This window comes from Paraburkholderia sp. FW306-2-2C-D06C (assembly GCF_058781505.1).
This window is the reverse complement of record NZ_JBYSWU010000020.1, coordinates 73,686-97,770: the sequence shown is the minus strand read 5'-3', so window position 1 is coordinate 97,770 and position 24,085 is coordinate 73,686. Positions and strand designations below refer to the sequence as shown.

The window sequence follows — 24,085 nt, the reverse complement described above, 5'->3', positions numbered from 1 at the left end:
GATTCACCTCCGTGGCGTTTTGTCATTTAAGGGCCGTCTTTTTATAACGGCGCCCACTACTTGGTTTACTGAGCCGGCGTTGCATTCTCTTCGAAAAACTCGCGCACGATGTCGATCTCGCGAGTGCGTTTGAATGGCGGCAGGCTCTGCCAGATACGGCGCCCATAGGGCTTGTCGACGAGACGGGTGTCGCAGATCATCAGCACGCCGCGATCGGTCTCAGCACGAATCAGGCGCCCTGCGCCCTGCTTGAGCGTAATCACAGCCTGCGGCAACTGATGAACGGCGAACGGGCTCAACCCTTTCTTCGTCAGCGCGTCGAGCCGCGCCGACAGCACCGGATCGTCAGGCGGCGCGAACGGCAGCTTGTCGATCACGACCAGCGACAGCGCATCGCCGCGCACATCCACACCTTCCCAGAAACTCTGACTGCCCACCAGAATCGCATTGCCGTAGGAGCGGAAGCGATCGAGCAACTCCGTACGACTCGCGTCGCCCTGGACGAGCAACGGGTAATTCCAGCCACGCGCTTCGATCGTATCGCGCAGCTTTGCCGAGATACGGTCGACCGCGCGCAGCGTCGTGCACAGCATGAACACGCCGCCGCCCGACGCTTCGATCGCGGGCAACGCGGCGTCGAACACGGCGTCGGTAAACATCGGCGACGAAGGCTGCGGCAAATTGCGCGGTACGTACAGGAGCCCTTGCGTCGGGTAATCGAAAGGACTCGGCAGCGTCATCGAACGTTTCGCGTTCAGCCCCATCTGCGCCGCGTAGTGCGTGAAGTCGCCGCGCACCGATAAGGTGGCCGACGTGAAGATCCATGCGCGCGGCACGCCGGCACGCTGCCTGGCGAAGATCGGCGCGACCGACAGCGGTGTTTCGTGCAATTGCACCGTATGCGAAAAGACTTCGATCCAGCGCACCTTTTCATTCGGATCGACGCGCTCTCCCTTGGCATCCGCCGCGGCGGCGTCAGCGGCTTCGCGCTCGGTTTCGGTGGGTGGCGTAGTCCAGCCCGCGAGCACGCCTTGCAGCTCGCGCGCGCGGCGCAAACACGCGCCGATGGATTCGGCGCGCTCGGCCTGGCCAGCCAACGCAGACGCCAATGCATCGAGTTCGGTTTCGAGCGTTTCGAGCGCGGGGAACAGCGGATGATCGTCGGGCAACTGACCGATCGACAGGCGCACCGAGTCTTCCTTGAAAGCGAGCCGCACGTCGCGCGCCGCGCGTTCGAGCGTCGCGCCCAGCTTCACCCAATCGATCGCCTCACGCGCATGGCCCAGGCCTTCCGCCACCGAATCGCGCGCGAGTTCGAGAAACTGCGCGGTCGACAGCGTCTCGCCGAAGAACAGCGTTGCGGTCTCCGGCAATTGATGCGCTTCGTCGAAGATGATCGTGTTGGCCGTGGGCAGCAATTCAGCCATGCCGGTATCGCGCAACATGATGTCGGCGAAAAACAGATGGTGATTGACCACCACGATATCGGCCTGCTGCGCCTCGCGCCGCGCCTGCATCACGAAGCACTCCTTGTAATGCGGGCACTCCTGGCCGAGACAATTCTCACGAGTCGACGTCACCATCGACCACACCGCCGCCGTTTCCGGCACGCTCGCGAGCTCGGCCTTGTCGCCGGTGCGCGTGATCTTCGCGAAGCGGACGATGTCCTGCAGATACGAGGTTTCCTGACGCGACGGCAGGCGTCCGTTATCCGCGGTGCGCTGCAGGTAGTAATGACACAGGTAGTTCGCGCGACCTTTGAGCATCGCGACCGACACCGGCACGGCCAGCGCATCGCGCACGGTCGGAATGTCGCGCTGAAAGAGCTGGTCCTGCAAGTGCTTGGTACCGGTGGAGACGATCACCTTGCCGCCCCACAGCATGGCCGGCACCAGATACGCATAGGTCTTGCCGGTGCCCGTCCCCGCCTCGACGATCAGCGTGTTTTCGCTGCCGTCGAGACCGCTCGCTTCGTCGGTTGCCGATGCTTCTGCGGCCGGCGCAGCTCCGTCTGCGCCCTGCGTCGGCAGACGCCGTGCGGGACGCTTCTGCGCTTCGAACATCGCGGGCTCGGGCATGGCGCGGCCCGATGCCTCCATAGCCGCGGCCACGGAGCGCGCCATTTCGATCTGCGACGCGCGCGGCCGGTAACCGTCGATCTGACGCGCAAGCAGGCCGTCGGCGGCGAAGATATCGTCGAGCTCGGCGACGCGGCGCGGATTCAGCGCGGCGGCCAACGTGGGCGCACCAGCGCGGGCCGGCGCAGTGCCGGCCGCAGCGGCGTCATCGTCCGGGCTCGTGCGGGATGAAGTTACAAGCGGTGAATTCAAGGCAAGCGTTTCCTGCAAAGTCCGGCGCGCGCGACGCGACCCGGCGCCTGCCAGGCCGCGAACTCAGGCGCGCGCGTCCGGTTCGAGCTGCAATTGCAGCAAGATGATGGTGTCCTTGACTTTGAGTTTGCGCTTTTTCAGGCGCTGCAACTCGAAGTCGTCGATGCCGGGCTCATCCGACATTCGGTCGATCAAACGATCGAGCCCACTATGCTCCGATTCCAGTTGCAGAATTCGGTCGCGAAGTGTGTTCGCGTCGACGACGTGATGTTGATCGCGCATGCTCGCCTCCTCTCGTGAGCGGCACGGGCTGCGCGGTTCGGCCCGATGCCTGAGGTTGCTGTCCGGCTTAAAACACGTGTTGGCGACTACTGCCCTGCTACAACCCAGCTGGAGCCGGCTACCGAACGACTACTGCCCTTGCTGCTGTTGCTTTTGCTGCTTTTGCTGCTGTTCGAGTTGCTGCTGCTGTTTCAACTGGTCCTGGCGTTTCTGTTCGGCCTTCTCGGCCGCCTGCTTCTGACGCGCCTCGACGTCGGCCTTGTGTTGCGCCGCATCGGCCTGCTTCTTCTCGAAGCTCTGCTGTTTCTGGACGCGCTCCTGGGCCTTTTGCGCAGCCTGCCGATGCGCCTCGTCGAGCTTGCGCTGGAAGTCGGCCTGCTTCTGATCGTACGCCTGGCTGTTGGCGGCGGCTTGCGACGGGCTGATGCCGCGCTGCGCCTGATCCAGTGCGTGCTGACGCTGCTTTTCCTGATACGCCTGGGCGTTGGCGCTGCGCTGCGGCGCCTCGGCTGCGCGCTGCGCCTGATCGAGCTGGTGCTGACGCTGCTTGTCCTCGTACGCCTGCGCGTTACGCGCGTCCTCGGCGGCGCGCTGCGGCGCGTTCGCTTCGTCCTGCGCGCGTTTGAGCGCAGCCTGTTCGTCGCGCTGACGGGCCCGCGCCGCGCGCTGTTCGCCGTCGAGCGCGAGCTGCTCCTTGCGAATGTCGGCCTGCACCATACGCATCTTGTCGCGCGCCTTGCCGAGACAGTAGTTCACCAGGAACTTGCTATAACAATCGTGCTCGGCGACGGCGTAGCGATAGTTGTTCTCCTCGCTGCGCTGGTCCAGGACTTTTTGCCGCGCTTCGAAGCTGTTGCCGAAGGGTCCCGCGCTGCCGGCGCCCGTATTGTCCACAGCGCCCGAGGCCTGCGCGCCGGACGCGGCCGCCGGCGCGAGACCACCCGCGGACAACGCCGCGCTGCTGCCGATCGGCGCTGCGGGCTGCTGCTGCGCCGAAGCTGGCGCACATACGGCGATCGAGGCGGTAATCGAGGCGGCGATGGCGCACGACACAAAAGACGTCCTATTGGACATGCGCGCGAACTTGAACACGGACCGCACCGACGACATAAGCGAAGTGAGTGGCGAAAGCGGCAAAAGTGACGGCAATTGTGACAAGCGAGAGACCAAGCGGGAGCCTAGGCGGTTGAGGGACAAGGAGATCGGCAACGTCGTAGATCGTCAACGGAACATGCCCGAAATTCTATCACCCTGCGGTTGAGCCCTTTGGCATTTATGGCAAAATGCCCCGCTTCAGCAACCTGGCCGCAGTGCGCACGCCCGGCGTGCCCCGACGTGTCGTAGCGCGGCCTTTGATTGAGTCCGGCAGGAACACCAAGACCTTATGACGGAAACCGTAGCACTCAAGATCGTACAGCGCATCGCCGCCGAACTGTCCGTCCAGCCGCGCCAGGTCGCGGCCGCGGTGCAACTTCTCGACGAAGGAGCGACTGTTCCGTTCATCGCCCGCTACCGGAAGGAAGTGACCGACAACCTCGACGACACGCAACTGCGCAATCTAGAGGAACGCCTGCTGTATCTGCGCGAGCTGGAAGACCGGCGCGCCGCGATCGTCGCCAGCATCGACGAACAGGGCAAGCTCACCGACGAGTTGCGCGCCGCGATCGAAGGCGCCGACAGCAAGCAGGTTCTGGAAGACCTGTATCTCCCGTATAAGCCCAAGCGTCGTACGCGTGCGCAGATCGCCCGCGAAGCCGGCCTTCAGCCGCTTGCCGACGCGCTGCTGGCCAATCCCCTGCTCGACCCTCAAACCGAAGCCGCCGCTTACGTGGACGCCGAGAAAGGCGTCGCGGATGTCAAGGCCGCGCTCGACGGCGCGCGCGATATCCTTTCCGAACAATTCGGCGAAACCGCCGAACTGCTCGGCAAGCTGCGCGATTACCTGTTCAACCAGGGCGTGGTGTCGTCCAAGGTGGTCGAAGGCAAGGAAAACGCGGAAGAAGAAAAATTCCGCGATTACTACGACTATGCGGAAACCATCAAGACCGTGCCGTCGCATCGCGCGCTGGCGCTGTTCCGCGGCCGCAACGCGGGCGTGCTGATGGTCAAGCTGGGCCTCGGCGAAGAACTCGACGCGCAGGTGCCGCATCCGGGCGAAGCGCTGATCGCACGGCATTTCGGCATCGCCAATCAGAACCGGCCGGCCGACAAGTGGCTCTCCGACGTGTGCCGCTGGTGTTGGCGCGTGAAGGTGCAGCCGCACCTCGAAAACGAACTGCTGACCAATCTGCGCGACGAAGCCGAGCACGAAGCGATTCGCGTGTTCGCACGCAATCTGAAGGATCTGCTGCTGGCCGCGCCGGCGGGCCCGAAGGCCGTGATCGGCCTCGATCCGGGGCTGCGCACCGGCGTGAAGGTCGCCGTGGTCGACCGGACCGGCAAGGTGCTCGTCACCGACACGATCTATCCGCACGAGCCGCGCCGCGATTGGGACGGCTCGATCGCGAAACTCGCGCGCATCTGCGCGCAGACGCAAGCCGAGCTGATCAGCATCGGTAACGGCACGGCGTCGCGTGAGACGGACAAGCTCGCGAGCGAACTGATCGCGCGCCATCCGGAGTTCAAGCTGCAGAAGATCGTCGTGTCCGAAGCCGGCGCGTCGGTGTACTCGGCGTCGGAACTCGCGGCGAAGGAATTCCCCGAGATGGACGTGTCGCTGCGCGGTGCGGTGTCGATCGCGCGCCGTCTGCAGGACCCGCTCGCTGAACTCGTGAAGATCGAGCCGAAGGCAATCGGTGTCGGCCAGTACCAGCACGACGTGAATCAGCGCGAACTGGCGCGTTCGCTGGATGCGGTGGTCGAAGATTGCGTAAACGCGGTCGGCGTGGATGCGAATACGGCGTCGGTCGCACTGCTCGCGCGCGTGTCGGGTCTGAACGCGACACTCGCGCGCAACATCGTCGATTACCGCGATGCGAACGGCCCGTTCCCGTCGCGCGAACACCTGCGCAAGGTGCCGCGTCTGGGCGACAAGACGTTCGAACAAGCCGCGGGCTTCCTGCGTATCAACAACGGCGAGAACCCGCTCGACCGCTCGTCGGTTCACCCGGAAGCGTATCCGGTCGTCGAACGGATGCTCGCGAAGATCAGCAAGCATGTGGGTGAAGTGCTCGGCAATCGCGACGCGCTGCGTGGTCTGTCGCCGGCGGAATTCGTCGACGAACGTTTCGGCCTGCCGACCGTGCGCGACATTCTGCTCGAACTCGAAAAGCCGGGCCGCGATCCGCGCCCCGAGTTCAAGACCGCAACTTTCCGCGAAGGCGTCGAGAAGGTCAGCGATCTGACGCCGGGCATGGTGCTCGAAGGCGTCGTGACGAACGTGGCGGCCTTTGGCGCGTTCATCGACGTGGGCGTGCATCAGGATGGTCTGGTGCACGTGTCGGCGATGTCGACCAAGTTCATCAAAGACCCGCACGAAGTGGTCAAGGCTGGTCAGATCGTCAAGGTGAAAGTGCTTGAGGTCGACGTCAAGCGCCAGCGGATTGCGCTGACGATGCGTCTGGATGACGAGTTCGGCGCAGCGGCAGCACCGCGCAGCGGCGGCGGCGCCCAGCAGGATCGCGGCGGCTTCGGCCGTTCGAACGGCGGCGGACGCGGCGCACCGCAACAGCGCTCGCGCGAGCCGGAACCGGGCGGCGCGATGGCCGCTGCGTTCGCCAAGCTCAAGCAGAAATAAGCTCGTGCGTTCAGCGCGTGATGCACTCGCGCGCTGACGTCGCTGATGCTCACTCATGAGATCAGGCGGCAAACAAAAAGCCCACGCAACTGCGTGGGCTTTTTGTTTGCCGCCTCAACATGCGAGGCACGTTGAAACGAGGTCCGTCAGATCTCGATCTTCGTGCCCAACTCCACGACCCGATTCGCTGGAATGCTGAAGAAGTCGGTCGGCTTGGCGGCGTTCTGATGCATCCACGCGAACACGCGCTCGCGCCACACCGACATGCCCGGCAATTGCGTCGGCACCACCGTTTCACGCGCGAGGAAGAACGACGTGTCCATCATCTCGAACGTCATGTCGTGCGTGCGGCCCACCTCGAGTAACACGGCCTTCACGTCGGGCGTTTCATTGAAACCGTACGCCGCCTTGACGAGATACAGACCGCCGTCGATATCCTTCACCGTCACGCGTTCCGCGTCGTTCACGTACGGAATATCTCGCGTCACGAAAGTCAGGAAGATGGTGCGCTCATGCAGCACCTTGTTGTGCTTGAGGTTGTGCAGCAGGCTCACCGGCACGAGCGAATCGCTGCCGGTCAGATAGATCGCGGTACCCGACACGCGATGCGGTGGATGTGCGAGCAAACCTTGCAGGAACGGCATCAGCGGAATACCGTCGGCGGCTGTACGCTCCTTGACGATCATCCTGCCCTTGAACCACGTCATCAGCAGGAAGAACAGCAGCGCGCCGATACAGAGCGGCAGCCAGCCGCCCTCTTCGACCTTCAGCAGATTGGCGCCGAAAAAGCCCAGATCGACCACCATGAACACGCCGATGATCAGCGCCACGAGGAGCTTGTTCCATTTCCACACCTTCACCATCACGACGCAGGCGAGGACCGTGGTGATCACCATGGTCGCGGTCACCGCGATACCGTACGCGGCGGCGAGGTTATCCGAGCTCTTGAACGCGATCACGATGCACAGAATGATGAACAGCAGCATCCAGTTCACCACCGGCACGTAGATCTGGCCGATCGCCAGTTCGGACGTGTGCAGGATCTTCATGCGCGGCACGTAGCCGAGCTGGATCGCCTGGCTCGTCAACGAATAGGCGCCGGAAATCACTGCTTGCGATGCGATCACTGTCGCCACGGTAGACAGCACGACAAGCGGCAGCAACGCCCAATCGGGTGCGAGCAGGAAGAATGGGTTTTCGATGGCCTTCGCGTCGTGCATCAGAAGCGCGCCCTGGCCGAAATAATTCAGCACCAGCGAAGGCATCACAAGCACGTACCACGCCATGCGGATCGGCTGCGCGCCGAAGTGACCCATATCGGCGTACAGCGCCTCGGCGCCGGTCAGCACCAGCACGACCGAGCCGAGCACCACGTAGGCCTGCAACACGTGCGCGGCCATAAAGGTGTAGGCGTAATACGGGTTCAGTGCGCGGATCACGTTCGGCGATTGCACGATATGCCACAGGCCAAGCGCGGCGAGCACCAGGAACCACAGCACCATGATCGGTCCGAACAGGCGGCCGACGGTGGCGGTGCCGTGCCGCTGGATCCAGAACAACAGCACGAGGATCACGATCGTCAGCGGCACCACGAGATGGGACAGATTGGGCGCGGCGATCTCCAGACCTTCCACCGCCGAGATCACCGAGATGGCGGGCGTAATCACCGCGTCGCCATAGAACATGCAGGCGCCGAAGATGCCGAGCATCATCAGCAAGCCGGCCGCTTTCGACTTCTCGCTGAACGAGCGCAGCGCCAGCGCCATCAGCGCGAGGACACCGCCTTCGCCGTTGTTGTCCGCGCGCATCACGAACAACACGTACTTGATGGAGACCACGATCACGATCGCCCAGAACAGCAGCGAAATCACGCCCAGAATCGATTGATCGGTCAGCGGAATGCCGTGTGACGGGCTGAACGCTTCTTTCAGCGCGTACAACGGGCTCGTGCCGATATCGCCGAACACCACTCCGATTGCGGCAAGCGCGAGGGAAGGCAGAGGCTGTTTGTGCACGTGATTGTTATCTGTCATAGACGCGAGGAAATCCGTTCCCTGGGCGGAAAAAACGACCGCTATTCTAAACTGCCCGCTTAGCGCCGCCCGGTTTGTTGTGGATACACCACGTGGATGGTCCGCGCAGTGTAGCACTGCGATTTGAAGGCGTCTGCCACATCAGGACCTTCGCCGGCACCACCATAGCGACGGCGCATCCGAAGCGCCATTCGCACGCCGCAGACACAAAAAAAACGGAGCCCAACCGGGCTCCGTCTTCTGGATGCGACTCAATACGCGCGATGTCGCTGCGCGCATCACGCCCCCGACGACTCCTGCGCCTGCGCCATACCGCGCTTGATCCATGCGCCGAGGTTATGCGGACGAACCGTGTCCCACTCCTCGAACGGCTGATGAATCCACGGGTTCGTGGGCAGATACTGCACGTGATAGTCGGGCTTCACCTTCGAGCAGCCCTTGTACCACAGCACCGCCGAGCGCACCGACGTGATGGCCGGATAGCGTTCCTTCAGATGCTGCTGCACACGCGCCAGCGTCACGCCGGAATCGACCAGATCGTCGACCAGCAGCACGTTGCCGGACAGCTCGCCGCGCGTCATCGTGATGTATTGCGCGATGTCGAGTTCGCCCTGCTCCGTGCCGGCCGCTTCACGGTACGAACTGGTGGCGAGAATGGCCAGCGGCAGATCGTAGATGCGCGACAGCTGATCGCCGACGCGCAAACCGCCGCGCGCGAGACACAGGATCTGGTCGAACTTCCAGCCCGATTCATGCACGGCCAGCGCCAACAGTTCGATCAGCCGGTGATACTCGTCCCAGCCGACCCACAGGTTCTTGTCGTCGTTGCGCGGATCTTTCATCGCAATCATGGGCACACCTTGCACCATGGCTTAAACCTTGAACGGATGACGCAGCAGAATGGTTTCGTCGCGATCCGGACCGGTCGACACCATGTCGATCGGAATGCCCGCGACTTCCTGCACACGCGACAGATACGCACGCGCATTCGCCGGCAGCTTGTCCCATTCCTTGATGCCGACGGTGCTTTCCTTCCAGCCCGCGAAGGTTTCGTACACCGGTTCGCAACGCGCAACTTCCGATGCGCCACGCGGCAGCAGGTCGACATGCTTGCCGTCGACCCTATAGCCGACGCACAGCTTTACTTCGTCAAGGCCGTCGAGCACGTCGAGCTTGGTCATGCACAGACCTGACACGCCGTTGATCTGGATCGAGCGGCGCAGCGCGGCGACGTCGAGCCAGCCGGTGCGGCGCGGACGGCCCGTGACCGAACCGAATTCCTTGCCGACAGTCGCCAGTTCGAGGCCGATTGCTTCCTGACGGGCGGCGTTATCCGCGTCGTACAGTTCGCTTGGGAACGGGCCCGAACCGACGCGCGTGCAGTACGCCTTGGTGATGCCCAGAATGTAGTTCAGCTTTTGCGGACCGACGCCAGCGCCCGCGGTGGCCGCACCGGCCACGCAATTGCTCGACGTGACGAACGGATACGTGCCGTGGTCGATATCGAGCAGCGTGCCTTGCGCGCCTTCGAACAGCAGGTTGTTGCCGGCGGCGTTCTCGTCGTACAGACGGCGCGACACGTCGGTCACCATCGGCTTCAGACGGTCGGCATAGCTCAGCATCGTGTCGAGCGTTTGCTGGAAGTCGACAGCGGCGACGCCCAGGTACTGCGTCAGCACGAAGTTGTGATAGTCGAGATTTTCACGCAGACGTTCGGCGAAGGTGACCGGATCGAACAGATCCTGCACGCGCAGACCGCGGCGCGCCACCTTGTCTTCGTAAGCCGGGCCGATGCCGCGGCCGGTCGTGCCGATCTTGCTCGCGCCACGGCGCGCTTCGCGGCCCTGGTCGATGGCGATGTGGTACGGCAGGATCAGAGTGGTGGCTTCGGAAATGAAGAGGCGATTCTGCACATCGACCCCGGCGGCTTCGAGCTCGCCGATTTCCTTGAACAGCGCTTCCGGCGACAACACGACGCCATTGCCGATGTAGCACGCGACGCCGGGATGCATGATGCCCGACGGAATCAGACGCAAGATGGTTTTCTTGCCGCCGATGATAAGCGTGTGACCGGCATTGTGACCGCCCTGGAAGCGAACGACGCCTTGGGCGTGGTCCGTCAGCCAGTCGACGATCTTGCCCTTGCCTTCATCACCCCACTGGGTCCCCACGACGACGACGTTACGCCCGGGGTTCACATTCACTGCGCTGGCAGACATGTTGTTTCGTAAGCTGGTTAAAAACGTATTCTACCTATGTTCGCGGAACCTTCCGAATTTTTCCGTTTCCGCTCAACGGTATGCACGTTATGGTGGGTATATCGAAAATAGCGCAGCCGGTGGCCGCGCAGGTGTTGTATGCCGCTTTGCAAGCCGCTTCGGACGCCTTTTGAAATGCCCTTGGGAGCCCCCCAAGGCGGCCTGCAAATTTGCGCTCAGGAACGAGCCTCGACGACCCACGCGCCGTTGCGCTCGACCAACACGCGGTCGAAAGCGAACTCGTCCAGATCGTGTTCGTGGCCCGGCAGCGCCTGGATCACCACTTCGCCGGCATCGCGCAACGCGGCGACGCTCACGCGCAGTGCATCGTCATGCTGCCACGGCGCAAGAATAGCGCTGCTGCGGGCTTCGACCGGCGAGATGCGCGCCACCTCGCGCAGATCGAGCGAGAAGCCGGTTGCCGCGCGCGCCCGGCCGTAGGCCTGGCCGACGTGGTCGTAACGGCCGCCGCGTGCGACCGCATTCGGCACGCCGTCGACATACGCCGAGAACATCACGCCGCTGTGGTACGCATAACCGCGCAGATCGGCGAGATCGATCATCACTTCGGCGCCGTCCACCTGGCTCGCGAGGAACGCGAGGTCGTCGAGCGCGCGGGCGATGGCCGGCGCGTTCGGCAAACGCGCACGGGCGTCGGCAAGCACCGAAGCGTCGCCGTACAGCGTGGGCAGCGCGCGCAGTGCGTCGCGCGTGACGGGCGCGAGATCGGCGGTCAATTCGGCCAGACGCGGCACGTCCTTGCCCGCCAGCGCATCGTAGAGCGACTGGCCCAGTTCGGCCGCGGCCGGTTCGCCGTCGATCAGCGCAGCGAGCACGCCCGCGTGGCACAAATCGAGCCGCACTTTCGCGAGGCCGGCCAGACGCAGCGCGTCGAGCATCAGCTGCTGGATTTCCAGATCCGCTTCGAGGCCGGCGTGACCGTAGATTTCCGCGCCGATCTGGATCTGCTCGCGCGTGGCGTGCAAGCCGCGCGGACGCGTATGCGCGACGTTGCCCGCATAGCAAAGACGCGTCACGCCCTGACGGTTCAGCAAGTGCGCATCGATACGCGCGACCTGCGGTGTCATGTCGGCGCGCAGACCGAGCGTGCGCCCGGACAGTTGATCGACGAGCTTGAAGGTGCGCAGGTTCAGATCGTGCCCGCCGCCCGTGAGCAGCGACTCGATGTACTCGAGCAGAGGCGGCATCACCATCTCGTAGCCGTACGAGCGGAAACGGTCCAGCAAGTGGCGCCGCAACTCTTCGATCTTGCGGGCTTCCGACGGCAGCACGTCGGCAATATTCTCGGGAAGTAACCAGGTCGACATCGATACAGTCCTACGACGTTGCACACGGCGGCTGGGTGCGCCGGTAAGTGAAAGTGAATGGCGGGCGGCGCCTCGATTCTGGCGGCTATCGCCGGGCATCTGGACAGACTTTGCCGCCGGCCTCGGCCCTCGACCCGTGCCGCGACGCTCGCTGCCGTTGCGCAGCAGAGCGCGCCGTCAGGTCGTGACGGAGCGCCCCTTCAGGTCACGATAAACAGCAGAATCAGCCCGAGCACCATCACGATCAGGCCGCCGATACGAATCTGATGCGACGGACGCTCCGCTATTTTACGAAACGTGTCGCTCCAGGCGCTCGGAAAAACGAACGGGAACATCCCCTCGATAATCAGCATCAATGCGATCGCGAGCAGTAACGAGCCGGCTATGTCCATGCGAGTGAAGGTGCCGCGATGCGGATGCCGCGGCGCTCCGGTTATCAGTGTTTGCGCGGTGCCGCGGCGGCGTCCGGGGCGGCGCCGCCACCGGTCGGGCTACGCATGAAGCGGAAGAACTCGCTGCTCGGGTCGACCACGATGACGTCGCCCGGCTTGAAGGTGCTCTTGTACGCCTGCATGCTTTGATAGAACTGGTAGAACTGCGGATCGCGGCCGAACGCGTCGGCGGCAATTTCCGCGGCCTTGGCATCGCCCTCGCCCTTGATGGTCTGCGCCTGACGGTAGCCGTCCGCGAGTATTGCCTGTTGCTGGCCGACTGCATCGGCCTTGATCTGACCGGCCTCGGCGGCGCCCTTCGCACGCTCGTCATTCGCGACCTGCTGGCGCGCGGCGATCATGCGCTTGTAGACTGAATCGGCCATTGCCGCCGGAAAATCGACGCGCGTCAATTGCACAGCGAGCACCGAGACGCCTAGCGAGGCCGCGGTCTTTTCCATCGTGCCGCGCGCTTCGTCAGCGAGGTTCTGCTGTTTGGCGAGCGCATCGGACAGCGTGTACTTGCCGAATGCATCGCCGAGCGCGCTGCGCGACAGCGAGGCTAGCCGGTCGGGCAGGCTTTGCACGTCGCCCCTGGTTTCGGCGAGCAGCTTCAGCGGATCGGTAACGCGATATTTGATGACCGGATTGGCCAGCAGATCGGTTTTGTCGGACGTGACATAGCGGTCTTCATCCGGCGCGTCGAGCGTCTGGATGCGGTTGTCGACCAGCGTGACCGTTTGCAGCGGCGGCGGCAGTTTCACGTGCAGACCGGGGCCGAGCAAGGTGGGCGCGGTGTCGCCATGCGACGACAGCACTGCCATATGCCGCTGATCGACGACGAACACCGTCGACGATGCCGCGAACAGCACGATGACGATAGCCACGACGAGCGCAATGATTTTATTCATGTTCTGCGCCCCTTATTGAACGTCGTCTTCGCGCATGCGGCTGCGGAAGGAGTCGCGTGAACGCAGCGCGTCGCTGCCGGAGGCAGGCTGGCTGGCCGGCGTCGCGACCGCGGCTGGCGCGGAGGCACCCGCAGTTGCCGCAGACGATGCGGCAGCGCCGCTCGCAACTTGCGGTGCGGCAGCGGACGCGGCACCCGCCGTGGCGGACGCGGCCTCGGCGACGCGCTGGCGAGTCTGCTCGACCAGCTTGTCGAGCGGCAGATACAGCACGTTGTTGCCGCTCTTGCTGTCCACAAACACCTTGGTCGTATTCGAATAGATCTGCTGCATGGTTTCCATGTACATGCGCTCGCGAATCACTGCGGGCGCTTTCGAGTACTGCGCGTAGACCTGCTTGAACCGCTCGGCATCGCCTTGCGCCTGGGCGATCGTTTTGTCGCTGTAGGTTTTCGCTTCGTCGATCTGGCGCGCCACGTCGGCTTGCGCGCGCGGCAGCAGCTCTGCGGCATAGGCCTGCGCTTCGCGCCTGGCGCGTTCGTTATCCTGACGCGCCTTGGCGGCTTCGTCGAAAGCGGCCTGCACCTGGCTGGGCGCCTGCACGCCCTGGATCGTCACACCGGTCACGGCGAGGCCGGACTGGTATTCATCCAGGGATTGCTGGATCGACGCCATCAGTTGCTGACGAATTGTTTCGCGATCCTGATAGAGAATGTCGTTGGTGCTGCGTGCGCCGACGACGCTGCGCACCGCCGCCTGCGCGGCCTGCATCACGCTCTGATCGGGATCGACGCTGCGAAACAGATAGTCGGTCGGCTTGCGCACCTGGTATTGCACGGCAAAGCGCACGTCGACGATATCGGCGTCGTGCGTCAGCATCGACGCGTCCTTCACATTCGCGAGACGCACCACGTTGTTGCGGCCGATCTCCACCTGACGGATCTGGCCGACATTGACGACCTCATGTGTTTCGAACGGATACGGCAGACGCCAGTGCACACCCTGCCCCGCGCTGTAGCGGTACTGGCCGAACTGCATCACGACGCCGGCCTGTCCGTCCTGCACGACGAACACGCCGCTGCCGAGATAGATGGCGATCAGCACGCCGATTACGATGCCCACACCGATACGCGCACCGCGGCCGTTGTCCGGGCGGCCACCGCCGATGCCCCCGCCTTTGCGGCCGAACACGCGACTCAGGCGGCGGTTGAAATCGCGCCACATTTCGTCGAGATCGGGTGGGCCTTCGCCGTCCTTTCCGTTCTGCGGACGCCTGGGTTCGTTGGGCCGTTGCCGGTCGCCATTGCCGTCGCCCCGGCCCCAGCGCGGATCGTTCAGTGAAAGCATGGCGCGCATGCGCAGCCAGATACTCCGCTCGTTGTAATCGTTCACCTGTGTTCGTTCACCAGAGTAGACAGCGGGTCAGTGCAATTGGAACGGGTCAGTGCCCGAGTTCTGGGACCTTGCGGTCGTCGCGTGGTGCTGCCGACCGGTCTTCTTCCGACAGATCGACCAGCGTATCGGGAAGAGGTTCGGCAGTAGCGATTTCAGCGATGGCAGCGCGCAATGTATCCAGCCCTTGCCCCGTGCGCGCGCTCAAAAAGACGCGCGAAATATTACCATACTCGTCCCGCTCGACCGCCTCGCCACGGGCCGCCAGCTCCGGCACCGCATCGATCTTGTTGAACACCAGCACCTGGTGGATGGTGTCCGCACCGATTGCGTGCAGCACCTCGTTCACCTGATCGATCTGATCGAGCCGCACGGCGCTCGACGCATCGACCACATGCAGCAGCAGGTCGGCGTGAATGGTTTCCTCGAGGGTGGCGCGGAAAGCCGCGACCAGCTGGTGAGGCAATTCGCGGATGAAACCGACCGTATCGGACACCACCACCTGGCCGGCCTCGTCGCCGAGATAGACGCGCCGCGACGTGGTGTCCAGCGTGGCGAACAGCTGGTCGGCGGCGTACGCCTGGGCCTTGGTCAGCGCGTTGAAGAGCGTGGATTTGCCCGCGTTCGTGTAGCCGACCAGCGAGACAGACATGGTCTGGTTGCGCGAGCGCTGGCGGCGCTGCGTGCCGTGCTGGCGGCGCAGCTTTTCGAGCCGCGTCTTGAGCGCCTTGATGCGCTCGCCGATCAAACGGCGGTCGGTTTCGAGCTGCGTTTCGCCGGGACCGCGCAAACCGATACCGCCCTTCTGCCGTTCGAGGTGGGTCCACGCGCGGATCAGCCGCGTCGACAGATACTGCAATTGCGCGAGCTCCACCTGAAGCTTGCCTTCATGGCTGCGGGCGCGTTGCGCAAAAATGTCGAGGATGAGACTGGTGCGATCGACCACGCGGCGGTTAAGCGCCTGCTCCAGATTGCGCTGCTGCGCAGGGGCCAGAGCGTGGTTGAAAATGACGAGTTCGATGTCGTTCGCCTCACACGCAAGACGCAGTTCTTCGGCCTTGCCGCTGCCGACGAACATCTTGGCATCGGGGCTGGACCGGCGTCCGGTGAGGGTGACTAAGGGATTCGCACCCGCGCTTTGCACGAGCAGGCTGAGTTCTTCGAGACTGGCTTCGAAATCGATCTTACCGAAGTCGATGCCGACAAGCGCTGCATTGATCAAATTGGAGGGTATCAAAATGAGGCGGCCGGGAGTAATCGCCAACGGGCGACGCTACGCCGGCCGCGACGGGGGTTAGGACTGTTCGGAATCCGGGTGGAAATTCACCGGACGGGCAGGCACAACAGTCGAAATGGCGTGCTTGTAGACCATCTGGGTGACCGTATTCCGGAGCAACACGACGTACTGGTCGAACGATTCGATGTTCCCTTGAAGCTTGATGCCGTTGACCAAATAGATCGACACCGGCACGTGCTCTTTACGCAGTGCGTTCAAAAACGGGTCTTGTAACAATTGCCCTTTGTTGCTCATAGCAAACTCCGTATTTTTTTGCAGGTTGACTGAATTGACGACGAAGGAAAAAGAGATCCGCCGTCAACCGCTACACTATAGCCGATTTTCATTTTTGCGCGAGGGCCCTGGCCACCCGGCCAAACCCAACGCACACGCGGGTTTCAGCCTTTGTCCGCGTAAGGGTTCGTGGATGATCTGAACTCTATGCGCAATGGAGTCCCGGTCAGCGCGAAAGTTTCCCGGAAGCGGTTTTCGAGGTAGCGTTTGTACGTTTCGGTGATCGCGTCGAGCGCGTTCCCGTGAATCACGATAATCGGCGGATTCTGTCCGCCCTGGTGCGCGTAACGCAGTTTCGGGCGCACCGGACCGCGTCGGCGCGGCTGCTGGAATTCCACTGCGTCGATCAGCGCGCGCGTGAGCTTCGGCGTCGGCAGCTTGGCCATGGCCGCCTTGTAGGCATCGTCGACCGAGCGCATCAGCGGGCCAATTCCGGTTTTTTCCGCAGCGGAAATGAAGTGGAATTTGGCAAAGTCCAGAAATTTTAGTTTGCGTTGCAAGTCGGCCTTGGTGCGCTCGCGCACATGCGGATCCAGACCGTCCCACTTGTTCACGCCCACCACCAGCGCACGGCCCTGCTCCACAACGAAGCCGGCGATGTGCGCGTCCTGTTCCGAAATGTCCTGGCGCGCGTCGAGCAGCAGGATCACGACGTTCGCGTCCGAGATCGATTGCAGCGTCTTCACTACCGAGAATTTCTCGATCGCTTCGAACACTTTGCCGCGGCGGCGCAAACCGGCGGTGTCGATCAGCGTGTAGGGCTTGCCCTGGCGTTCGAAGTCGACATAAATCGAATCGCGCGTGGTGCCCGGCATGTCGAACGCGATCACGCGCTCTTCACCGACCAGCGCGTTGATCAGCGTCGACTTGCCGACGTTCGGCCGGCCGACGATGGCGATCTTCACGCCGCGCGCTTCTTTCTCGTCTTCGCCTTCTTCCGGCTGACCTGCGTAAGCGACGCCGAGCGCCTCGTTGATCATTTCTGTCACGCCGTCGCCGTGCGCCGAGGAAATCGCGCGCGGGTCGCCGAGACCGAGTTCGTAGAAGTCGGCGGCCACCGTGCTGTACTTCATCCCCTCCGCCTTGTTGACGACGAGGAAGATCGGCCGGCCGGTCTTGCGCAGGTAGTCGGCGATCGTCTTGTCCTGCGGCGCGAGACCGTTACGGCCATCGACGATGAACACGACGATGTCCGATTCCTCGACCGCCTGGCGGGTTTGACGCGCCATCTCGTGCAGGATGCCTTCTTTCGCGACCGGCTCGAAGCCGCCGGTATCGACGACCAGATACGGCCGCTCGCCGGTGCGCCCTTCGCCGTAATGGCGATCGCGGGTGAGACCGGGCAGGTCGGCAACCAGCGCATCACGCGAACGCGTGAGACGGTTGAACAGCGTGGATTTCCCCACATTGGGGCGCCCAACCAGGGCAATAACGGGTTTCATCAGATGTTGTTCACGGTGAAACGCGGGATCGGAATCGACCGCCCGCGTAGCGACGCCATGCGGCCGCTACACGGCAGCGTTTGACGAAAATTATCACGAATTCGGCCGGCCCCGGATGTGCTGTCAATATGCGCACCCGGGCGGACGGGGGTTTGGCTGTATGGGCAGCGCCAATGGGCCGCCAGGTTCAGTCTTCCTTGCTCGACGGCGCGCATGCCAGTTCAATTCGATTCACTGCTGTTGCCGTCGAAGATGGCGCCGCAAGCAGCCACCCATGGCCACGCGGGCCGTTTCTGATCCGACTTGCCGGACCAGCCAGTCCGGCGGAATATTTTTCTCTAAAAACGCGCGCGGCCGGCGAAGCCGGCCTGCACGCTTAACTCCAATGCCCGTGAGATTATCGCGGGCGGTAGCCGTACAGATCGCCGTCGTGCGTCTGCACCACCAGCGTTTCGCCGGCGAGAACCGGCGCGGCGGTAATCGCACTGCCGTCTGTCTTCACTCGAGCCACGAGCGTACCGTCGTCGCGCGACAGGAAATGCACGTAGCCCTGATAGTCGCCCAGCACTGCGGCGTGGCCCAGCAGGTACGGCACGCCGACGTCGCGGTTCTTCAGCTTGTCGTTCTTCCAGAGCGGCGCACCAGTGTTGACGTCGAACGCCGACACCACCGACCAGTCGTCGCCCGCCACCACGGCGCGATCATCCTGCGCCAGACCGCTCGTGCTCGAGAACGCTTTTTCCCAGACCGCGCGGCCGGAGTTCGCATCGAAGCAGCCAATCTGGCCTTGGAAAGTCACGGCGCACGTTTGCGAGCCGACCAGCGTGGGCGGACCCGTCACGTCATTGATCCGCTCGACTTCGGTCACGCCCTTCGGGTACGACACCGGCGTCTGCCAGTAGTTATCGCCGGTTTGCAGGTTGATCGCAGCGAACGCACCACCCGGGAAACCGGCCAGCACCGCCACGTCGCCCGCGAACGTCATGCCCGACGACACGCGCAGATTCAGCGGCACCGCGCGGTTGCGGTAATTCCACTTCTGCTCGCCGGTTTGCGCATTGAACGCGACGATCTGACCGTCGACCGTGCGCACGACCACGAGACCGTTGCCGACTAGGGGCGGCGAAATGATTTCGCCGGGCGCCTTCGCCGTCCACAGTTGCTTGCCGTCAGCGCCGAGCACGTAGACGTCACCCTTCAGGCCGCCGACCGCCGTCAGCGTGCCGTCGCTGCCGACGCCCGCCGAGAGGTCGTCGTGCAGCTTGACGCGCCAGATGTCCTTGCCGGTCTGCGCATCGATCTTCGCGACCGAGCCGTTCGCGCCGGCCGCGTACACCGCGTTGCCGACCGCGACCGGCGAGAACAGATAGCGCCCTGCTTTGCCCACGCTCGTCTTCCACGCCTGCTGCACGTCGAGCACGGGTTTGAACTCGGTGAGCGGCGTCGGCACGCGGCGCTCGTCTTTCGTGGATGAGCAAGCCGCCATGGTGAGGACGGTCATCGCACAGGCAACGGGCACAGCGTAACGTTTCAGCAGATTCATCGGTGGACGAAGCATTCAGGAAATTAATTAAAGGAGACCGGTTGGCCGTTGCACGCGGCGCGCCGCATGCAACGATTAGCCGCCCAACGCGTCCAGCTTGAACTGAATCAACTGGCGTGCCGAGCTATCGTTTTTCGACAGCGAGTCGAGCGCGAGCTTGTAGGCAGCGCGTGCATCGTCACGCTTGCCTTGAGCGGCGAGCAGGTCACCGCGGCCGTTCGCCGCAATGCCTTTGAACGCATCGGATTGCGGTTCGGCGAGCAGCGCGAGACCCTGGTCGTAGGCCTTCTCGTCGAGCAGCAGAGAAGCGAGGCGCAGCTTGGCGATCTGCTTGAACTCGTCGTCTTTCGCGTGATCGATGGTCCATTGCAACTGGGCCTTCGCAGCAGCTTCGTCGCCCGCGGCGTACAGCGCCTTCGCGGCGCCCAGCGCGGTCATCTGCGCATACGCGGTGCGGCTGAACTTGTCTTCCATGTCGGTGGCGACGCGCGTGATCTTCGCCTTGTCGCCCGATGCCACGGCTTGCTGCACCTGGTCATACAGCACCGCCGCTTCCGCCGCCTGACGCCGCTGCCAGAAATTCCAGCCGTTCCAGCCGGCTGCGGCCACCAGCGCCACCAGCACGATCCACGTGGTTGCATTGCCCCACTGCGTCCACCATGCTTTCAGACTTTCAATCGATTCTTGTTCGTCGTGGTAACTCATCGCCCGGCGATTTCCTCTTTCTTGCTACGTGTGCGTGTCGAACCATTGGGCTCGACGACATTGCGATCAGTCGTCGCCATCTTCGGCGGTTGCAACCATCGCATTGATTAGAAATTCGGTCAAGTCTTCGGCGGGCACGTTATGTTGCTCGTTTTTACCGCTGTTAGCATTTGTATCGCGCAGCGGTTTGACGCCGACCGTGCCGTTGGCAATCTCGTCTTCGCCGAGCACCACCGCGAATGCCGCGCCACTTGCGTCGGCACGTTTCATCTGCGATTTGAAGCTGGCGGCCTGGCCGTCTGCGCTGCAATGCAGGATCACATCGAGACCCGTATCGCGCAAACGCTCGGCGATGATGAAGGCTCGCTCGCGGGCCGCGTCGCCCTGATGGACCACGTACACGTCGCAACCTTCGTCTTCCGGCACGAGGTTTTCATCTTTCAGCAGCTCGAGAATCCGCTCGACGCCCATCGCCCAACCGCATGCGGCCGTCGGCTTGCCGCCGAGCTGTTCGATCAGCGGATCATAACGGCCGCCGGCCGCGACGGTGCCTTGCGCGCCGAGCTTGTCCGTCACCCATTCGAACACGGTCAGATTGTAATAATCGAGACCACGCACGAGACGCGGATTGATCGTGAACGGAATGTTGTTCGCCTTCAGAATGCGCTGCAGACCTTCGAAGTGCGCGCGCGATTCCTCGCCGAGAAAATCGATTAGTTTCGGTGCGTTCTGCGCGACTTCCTGCAGCGCCGGATTCTTCGTATCCAGCACGCGCAGCGGGTTCGTGTAGAGACGGCGCTTCGCGTCTTCGTCGAGCACGTCCATGTGCTTTTCGAGGTACGCGATCAACTCGACGCGATGCGCCGCGCGCTCTTCGGCGAGACCCAGCGAATTGATTTCGAGCTTGATGCCCATCAAGCCGAGGTCGTCCCACAGACGCTGGCACATCATGATGATTTCAGCGTCCGCGTCCGGGCCGGCAAAGCCCAATGCCTCGACGCCGACCTGATGGAACTGCCGGTAACGGCCGCGTTGCGGACGCTCGTGACGGAACATCGGCCCGACGTACCACAGGCGCTTCGGGCCGTCGTACAGCATGTTGTGTTCGATCGCCGCGCGCACGACAGCCGCGGTATTTTCCGGGCGCATCGTCAGATTTTCGCCGTTCAACGCGTCGGTAAAGCTGTACATCTCTTTCTCGACGATGTCGGTCACTTCGCCGATACCGCGCTTGAACAACTGCGTATGCTCGATGATCGGCGTACGAATGTTCTGGTATCCGTACGAACGCAGCATCGACTTGACGGTCGTTTCAAAAAATTCCCACAGCCCGGCTTCCTGCGGAAGGATGTCGTTCATGCCCTTCACGCCGGACAGCTTTTCGAGCTTTTTCTTCTGTTCAGTCATCTGTCTTCGATTGACGGTGTTTAGTTGAGTGCTTCGGCGCGGTCTGCTTCGGCGCGACCATAGCGGCGCTCGACGTAGTCACTCACGATTTGCTGAAATTCTTGCGCGATATTCTCGCCGCGCAGCGTCTTGACCTTCTCGCCGTCGATGAACACCGGCGCGGCCGGATTTTCACCCGAACCCGGCAAGCTGATGCCGATGTTCGCCTGCTTCGACTCACCCGGACCGTTGACGATGCAGCCCATCACCGCGACGTGCATCTTCTCGACGCCCGGATACTGATCGCGCCACACCGGCATCTGCGTACGCAGATAGGTCTGGATTTGCGACGCCAGTTCCTGGAACAGCGTACTGGTGGTACGGCCGCAACCCGGGCACGCGATCACCATCGGCGTGAACGAACGCAGACCCATGGTCTGCAGGATTTCCTGGCCGACGATCACTTCGCCAGTGCGCGGCGCGCCCGGTTCCGGCGTCAGCGAGATACGGATCGTGTCGCCGATGCCTTGCTGCAGCAACACGGACAGCGCCGCCGTCGACGCGACGATGCCCTTCGAGCCCATACCCGCTTCGGTCAGGCCCAGATGCAGCGCGAAGTCGCAACGGCGCGCCAGTTCGCGATACACCGCGATCAGATCCTGCACACCGCTGACCTTGCACGACAGGATGATCTTGTTGCGAGCCAAACCGAGTTCGACAGCGCGTTCCGCGGAGCCGATCGCCGACTGGATCAGCGCTTCGTACATGACGCTCTGCGCTTCCCACGGCGTGGAACGCGCGGCGTTTTCGTCCATCATTTTCGCGAGCAGGTCTTGATCGAGGCTGCCCCAGTTCACGCCGATCCGCACCGGCTTGTCGTACTTCACCGCGGCTTCGATCATCTGCGCGAACTGCGTGTCGCGCTTCGCGCCATGACCGACGTTGCCCGGATTGATCCGGTACTTCGACAACGACTCCGCGCACGCGGGGTAATCGCGCAGCAGCAGATGGCCGTTGTAATGAAAATCGCCGACCAGCGGCACCGACACGCCCATGCGGTCGAGCTGCTCACGCACGGACGGGACGGCCGCGGCCGCTTCCGGCGTGTTGACCGTGATACGCACCAGCTCCGAACCGGCCTGCGCCAGTTCTTTGATCTGGATCGCAGTGCCGATTGCATCCGCGGTATCCGTATTGGTCATCGACTGGACGCGCACCGGCGCGTCGCCGCCGATCGTGACGAGCTGGCCGCCCCAACGGACGTCGACCGCGCGCGACTTGCGCCGCGCCGCGTGGCCGCCGAACACCGGCTCGCTTGAAACAAGCTTGCTACTGGATTGGGATTGAGCTTCGGATTGCATCGAAAAACCCATTTACGCCGCATGCGCCACACCAAAGCCGTGGCGCCTGAATTGAAAAAGCGCCGCAGCCGGCTGGCCGCGACGCATACCGTATCTATCAAGGCAGCGCGAAGCGTGCCACGTTCCCCTTGGCTGCCGAATATTTCGACGGCTCGACCGGCTGGCCGTCGAGCGTCAGCGACTCGAGACCGGCCCTGTTGCCGATCGTGACCTTGAACGGGGCCGCGCCTGTCACTTCCTTCGTATCGCCCGCGTGCACGAGGCCGGAAAATACCTCCTTGCCGTCCTTGCCACGCACGCTGAACCAGCTGTCTTGCGTCACGCGCAGCGCGACGATCGCCTCGCCTGCGGTTACCGCTTCCGCGGCAGATGCGCCGGCTGCGGCGCCCGTGGGCGCACTCGCACCTTGCGCGGCGGCGACCTGAACCTGCGAGCCGGCCTTCGGCGCGGCCGCGGTCGCTGCCGTCACCGGCGGCGCGGACGCCGGTGCCGTACCGGTCGGCAGCGGCGCGGGCATCGGTGTAGCCGACCCTGCGTTATCCGCTGCGGCTTGCGCTTCCGGCGCGGACGCAGCCTCGGAAGCAGCTTCAGCGACCGCCTCGGAGCCTGCCGCCGGCCCTTGCGCCACCGCGCCCGACGCTCCGGTCGCGCTGCCAGCCGCGCCGTTCGCGCTCGCCTTCAAACGCGCGAGCCACGCCGACGAATCACCGCCATTGGTATGCCACATACCGAGCGCGATCACCGCGACGATGACCGCTGCAATACCCCACAACCACGAACGACTTTTTTGTCCGCTGCCGCCGAGCGACAACGACACCCGGCCGCGCGGCAAATCCTTGCCCGACGACGCCGGCATCGAAAGATCCGGCGCCGGCACGCCCTTCTCGCGACGCAGCGCCTGAGTAAACGGCGTGGGATCCGCGCCGAGCATCTTCGCGTAGCTGCGCACCACGCCGAGCGCGAACGTCGTATCCGGCAGATGGCTGATGTCGCCCGATTCGAGCGCACGCAATTTGACCCCGGGCACTTTCAGGCGCGCCGATACGTCGTCGATCGTCCAGCCTTTCGATTCGCGCAATTGGGTCAGGCGCGCGCCCACTGCCGCCAACGAATCCAGCCCGGACGGTCCAACAGGCTGCACCACCGCCCGAGCGACCGGCGCCGGATGGTCTGCGTTCGTGTCTGCGTCGTGCGGCTGCGGGTGCTGCGGCTCACTCATCCCAAATCCTTTCGCGTCGATTCTTTTTTCACTTGTGCAACCCGGCTGGGCGAACTGCCCCAAGTCCGAATCGCAGACCGTTTATAACAAAATGTGCGGCCTTGTGCGCCGCTTCCGATCGCTTCTGCAAACTTTCTTTTCAATCGCCAGCGGCGCGGAAG

19 protein-coding genes are annotated in these 24,085 nt (G+C 63.4%); 1 reads left to right on the top strand and 18 read right to left on the bottom strand.

What is annotated here, in order from left to right; genetic code table 11:
• Positions 1-65: 65 nt before the first annotated feature.
• From yoaA to AC3WLT_RS17370, 3 genes are all read right to left on the bottom strand, one after another.
• Positions 66-2,330 carry a DNA repair helicase YoaA gene (gene yoaA / locus AC3WLT_RS17380; protein WP_492592933.1) on the bottom strand — a complete coding sequence of 755 codons (2,265 nt, stop codon included), beginning with the start codon at positions 2,328-2,330 and terminating at the stop codon, positions 66-68.
• Between the two features lie 63 nt (positions 2,331-2,393).
• Positions 2,394-2,612: a DUF465 domain-containing protein gene (locus tag AC3WLT_RS17375; RefSeq protein ID WP_492592932.1), complete on the bottom strand. Its 219-nt coding sequence runs from the start codon at positions 2,610-2,612 to the stop codon at positions 2,394-2,396.
• 129 nt (positions 2,613-2,741) lie between these two features.
• On the bottom strand, positions 2,742-3,722 hold the full coding sequence (locus tag AC3WLT_RS17370) for a hypothetical protein (protein WP_492592931.1): 981 nt from the start codon (positions 3,720-3,722) through the stop codon (positions 2,742-2,744).
• 274 nt (positions 3,723-3,996) lie between these two features.
• On the opposite strand from AC3WLT_RS17370, the gene AC3WLT_RS17365 reads away from it, so the two are divergent.
• Complete coding sequence (locus tag AC3WLT_RS17365; RefSeq protein WP_492592930.1) at positions 3,997-6,348, top strand: Tex family protein; 2,352 nt, start codon at positions 3,997-3,999, stop codon at positions 6,346-6,348.
• Positions 6,349-6,494: 146 nt separating this feature from the next.
• On the opposite strand, the gene AC3WLT_RS17360 is transcribed toward AC3WLT_RS17365, so the two are convergent.
• From AC3WLT_RS17360 to AC3WLT_RS17290, 15 genes are all read right to left on the bottom strand, one after another.
• Complete coding sequence (locus AC3WLT_RS17360; protein ID WP_492592929.1) at positions 6,495-8,381, bottom strand: potassium transporter Kup; 1,887 nt, start codon at positions 8,379-8,381, stop codon at positions 6,495-6,497.
• Positions 8,382-8,659: 278 nt separating this feature from the next.
• Complete coding sequence (locus tag AC3WLT_RS17355; RefSeq protein ID WP_492592928.1) at positions 8,660-9,250, bottom strand: phosphoribosyltransferase; 591 nt, start codon at positions 9,248-9,250, stop codon at positions 8,660-8,662.
• A gap of 3 nt (positions 9,251-9,253) precedes the next feature.
• Positions 9,254-10,600, bottom strand: coding sequence for an adenylosuccinate synthase (locus tag AC3WLT_RS17350; RefSeq protein ID WP_492592927.1), 1,347 nt, complete (start codon positions 10,598-10,600; stop codon positions 9,254-9,256).
• 215 nt (positions 10,601-10,815) lie between these two features.
• Positions 10,816-11,967 carry an ATP phosphoribosyltransferase regulatory subunit gene (locus AC3WLT_RS17345; RefSeq protein ID WP_492592926.1) on the bottom strand — a complete coding sequence of 384 codons (1,152 nt, stop codon included), beginning with the start codon at positions 11,965-11,967 and terminating at the stop codon, positions 10,816-10,818.
• A 200-nt stretch (positions 11,968-12,167) separates the two neighbouring features.
• Complete coding sequence (locus tag AC3WLT_RS17340; protein WP_341315067.1) at positions 12,168-12,359, bottom strand: DUF2065 domain-containing protein; 192 nt, start codon at positions 12,357-12,359, stop codon at positions 12,168-12,170.
• Positions 12,360-12,403: 44 nt separating this feature from the next.
• Positions 12,404-13,309, bottom strand: a complete 906-nt coding sequence (gene hflC / locus AC3WLT_RS17335; RefSeq protein WP_492592925.1) for a protease modulator HflC — start codon at positions 13,307-13,309, stop codon at positions 12,404-12,406.
• Positions 13,310-13,321: 12 nt separating this feature from the next.
• A complete protein-coding gene (hflK, locus tag AC3WLT_RS17330; RefSeq protein WP_492592924.1) occupies positions 13,322-14,698 on the bottom strand; it encodes an FtsH protease activity modulator HflK in 1,377 nt (458 codons plus the stop codon).
• A 49-nt stretch (positions 14,699-14,747) separates the two neighbouring features.
• Positions 14,748-15,962: a GTPase HflX gene (gene hflX, locus AC3WLT_RS17325; protein WP_492592923.1), complete on the bottom strand. Its 1,215-nt coding sequence runs from the start codon at positions 15,960-15,962 to the stop codon at positions 14,748-14,750.
• A gap of 30 nt (positions 15,963-15,992) precedes the next feature.
• Positions 15,993-16,229: an RNA chaperone Hfq gene (gene hfq, locus AC3WLT_RS17320; protein ID WP_006051315.1), complete on the bottom strand. Its 237-nt coding sequence runs from the start codon at positions 16,227-16,229 to the stop codon at positions 15,993-15,995.
• Between the two features lie 143 nt (positions 16,230-16,372).
• The gene (gene der / locus AC3WLT_RS17315; RefSeq protein WP_492592922.1) at positions 16,373-17,710 is read right to left on the bottom strand and encodes a ribosome biogenesis GTPase Der; all 1,338 of its coding nucleotides are present in this window, start codon (positions 17,708-17,710) and stop codon (positions 16,373-16,375) included.
• A 397-nt stretch (positions 17,711-18,107) separates the two neighbouring features.
• A complete protein-coding gene (gene bamB, locus AC3WLT_RS17310; RefSeq protein ID WP_492592921.1) occupies positions 18,108-19,253 on the bottom strand; it encodes an outer membrane protein assembly factor BamB in 1,146 nt (381 codons plus the stop codon).
• Positions 19,254-19,328: 75 nt separating this feature from the next.
• The gene (locus tag AC3WLT_RS17305; RefSeq protein ID WP_492592920.1) at positions 19,329-19,958 is read right to left on the bottom strand and encodes a YfgM family protein; all 630 of its coding nucleotides are present in this window, start codon (positions 19,956-19,958) and stop codon (positions 19,329-19,331) included.
• Between the two features lie 66 nt (positions 19,959-20,024).
• Positions 20,025-21,365: a histidine--tRNA ligase gene (gene hisS / locus AC3WLT_RS17300; protein ID WP_492592919.1), complete on the bottom strand. Its 1,341-nt coding sequence runs from the start codon at positions 21,363-21,365 to the stop codon at positions 20,025-20,027.
• A gap of 20 nt (positions 21,366-21,385) precedes the next feature.
• A complete protein-coding gene (ispG, locus tag AC3WLT_RS17295; RefSeq protein ID WP_492592918.1) occupies positions 21,386-22,717 on the bottom strand; it encodes a flavodoxin-dependent (E)-4-hydroxy-3-methylbut-2-enyl-diphosphate synthase in 1,332 nt (443 codons plus the stop codon).
• 85 nt (positions 22,718-22,802) lie between these two features.
• Entirely contained in the window at positions 22,803-23,924 is a 1,122-nt protein-coding gene (locus AC3WLT_RS17290) for a helix-turn-helix domain-containing protein (RefSeq protein ID WP_492592917.1), read from the bottom strand.
• Positions 23,925-24,085 lie beyond the last annotated feature (161 nt).

Excerpts from the sequence above, each read along its gene's own strand:
- AC3WLT_RS17375 (WP_492592932.1), bottom strand. The coding sequence starts at position 2,612 with ATGCGCGATCAACATCACGTCGTCGACGCGAACACACTTCGCGACCGA.
- AC3WLT_RS17370 (WP_492592931.1), bottom strand. The coding sequence starts at position 3,722 with ATGTCGTCGGTGCGGTCCGTGTTCAAGTTCGCGCGCATGTCCAATAGG.
- AC3WLT_RS17365 (WP_492592930.1), top strand. The coding sequence starts at position 3,997 with ATGACGGAAACCGTAGCACTCAAGATCGTACAGCGCATCGCCGCCGAA.
- AC3WLT_RS17360 (WP_492592929.1), bottom strand. The coding sequence starts at position 8,381 with ATGACAGATAACAATCACGTGCACAAACAGCCTCTGCCTTCCCTCGCG.
- AC3WLT_RS17355 (WP_492592928.1), bottom strand. The coding sequence starts at position 9,250 with ATGGTGCAAGGTGTGCCCATGATTGCGATGAAAGATCCGCGCAACGAC.
- AC3WLT_RS17350 (WP_492592927.1), bottom strand. The coding sequence starts at position 10,600 with ATGTCTGCCAGCGCAGTGAATGTGAACCCCGGGCGTAACGTCGTCGTC.
- AC3WLT_RS17345 (WP_492592926.1), bottom strand. The coding sequence starts at position 11,967 with ATGTCGACCTGGTTACTTCCCGAGAATATTGCCGACGTGCTGCCGTCG.
- AC3WLT_RS17340 (WP_341315067.1), bottom strand. The coding sequence starts at position 12,359 with ATGGACATAGCCGGCTCGTTACTGCTCGCGATCGCATTGATGCTGATT.
- hflC (WP_492592925.1), bottom strand. The coding sequence starts at position 13,309 with ATGAATAAAATCATTGCGCTCGTCGTGGCTATCGTCATCGTGCTGTTC.
- hfq (WP_006051315.1), bottom strand. The coding sequence starts at position 16,229 with ATGAGCAACAAAGGGCAATTGTTACAAGACCCGTTTTTGAACGCACTG.
- der (WP_492592922.1), bottom strand. The coding sequence starts at position 17,710 with ATGAAACCCGTTATTGCCCTGGTTGGGCGCCCCAATGTGGGGAAATCC.
- bamB (WP_492592921.1), bottom strand. The coding sequence starts at position 19,253 with ATGAATCTGCTGAAACGTTACGCTGTGCCCGTTGCCTGTGCGATGACC.
- AC3WLT_RS17305 (WP_492592920.1), bottom strand. The coding sequence starts at position 19,958 with ATGAGTTACCACGACGAACAAGAATCGATTGAAAGTCTGAAAGCATGG.
- hisS (WP_492592919.1), bottom strand. The coding sequence starts at position 21,365 with ATGACTGAACAGAAGAAAAAGCTCGAAAAGCTGTCCGGCGTGAAGGGC.
- ispG (WP_492592918.1), bottom strand. The coding sequence starts at position 22,717 with ATGGGTTTTTCGATGCAATCCGAAGCTCAATCCCAATCCAGTAGCAAG.
- AC3WLT_RS17290 (WP_492592917.1), bottom strand. The coding sequence starts at position 23,924 with ATGAGTGAGCCGCAGCACCCGCAGCCGCACGACGCAGACACGAACGCA.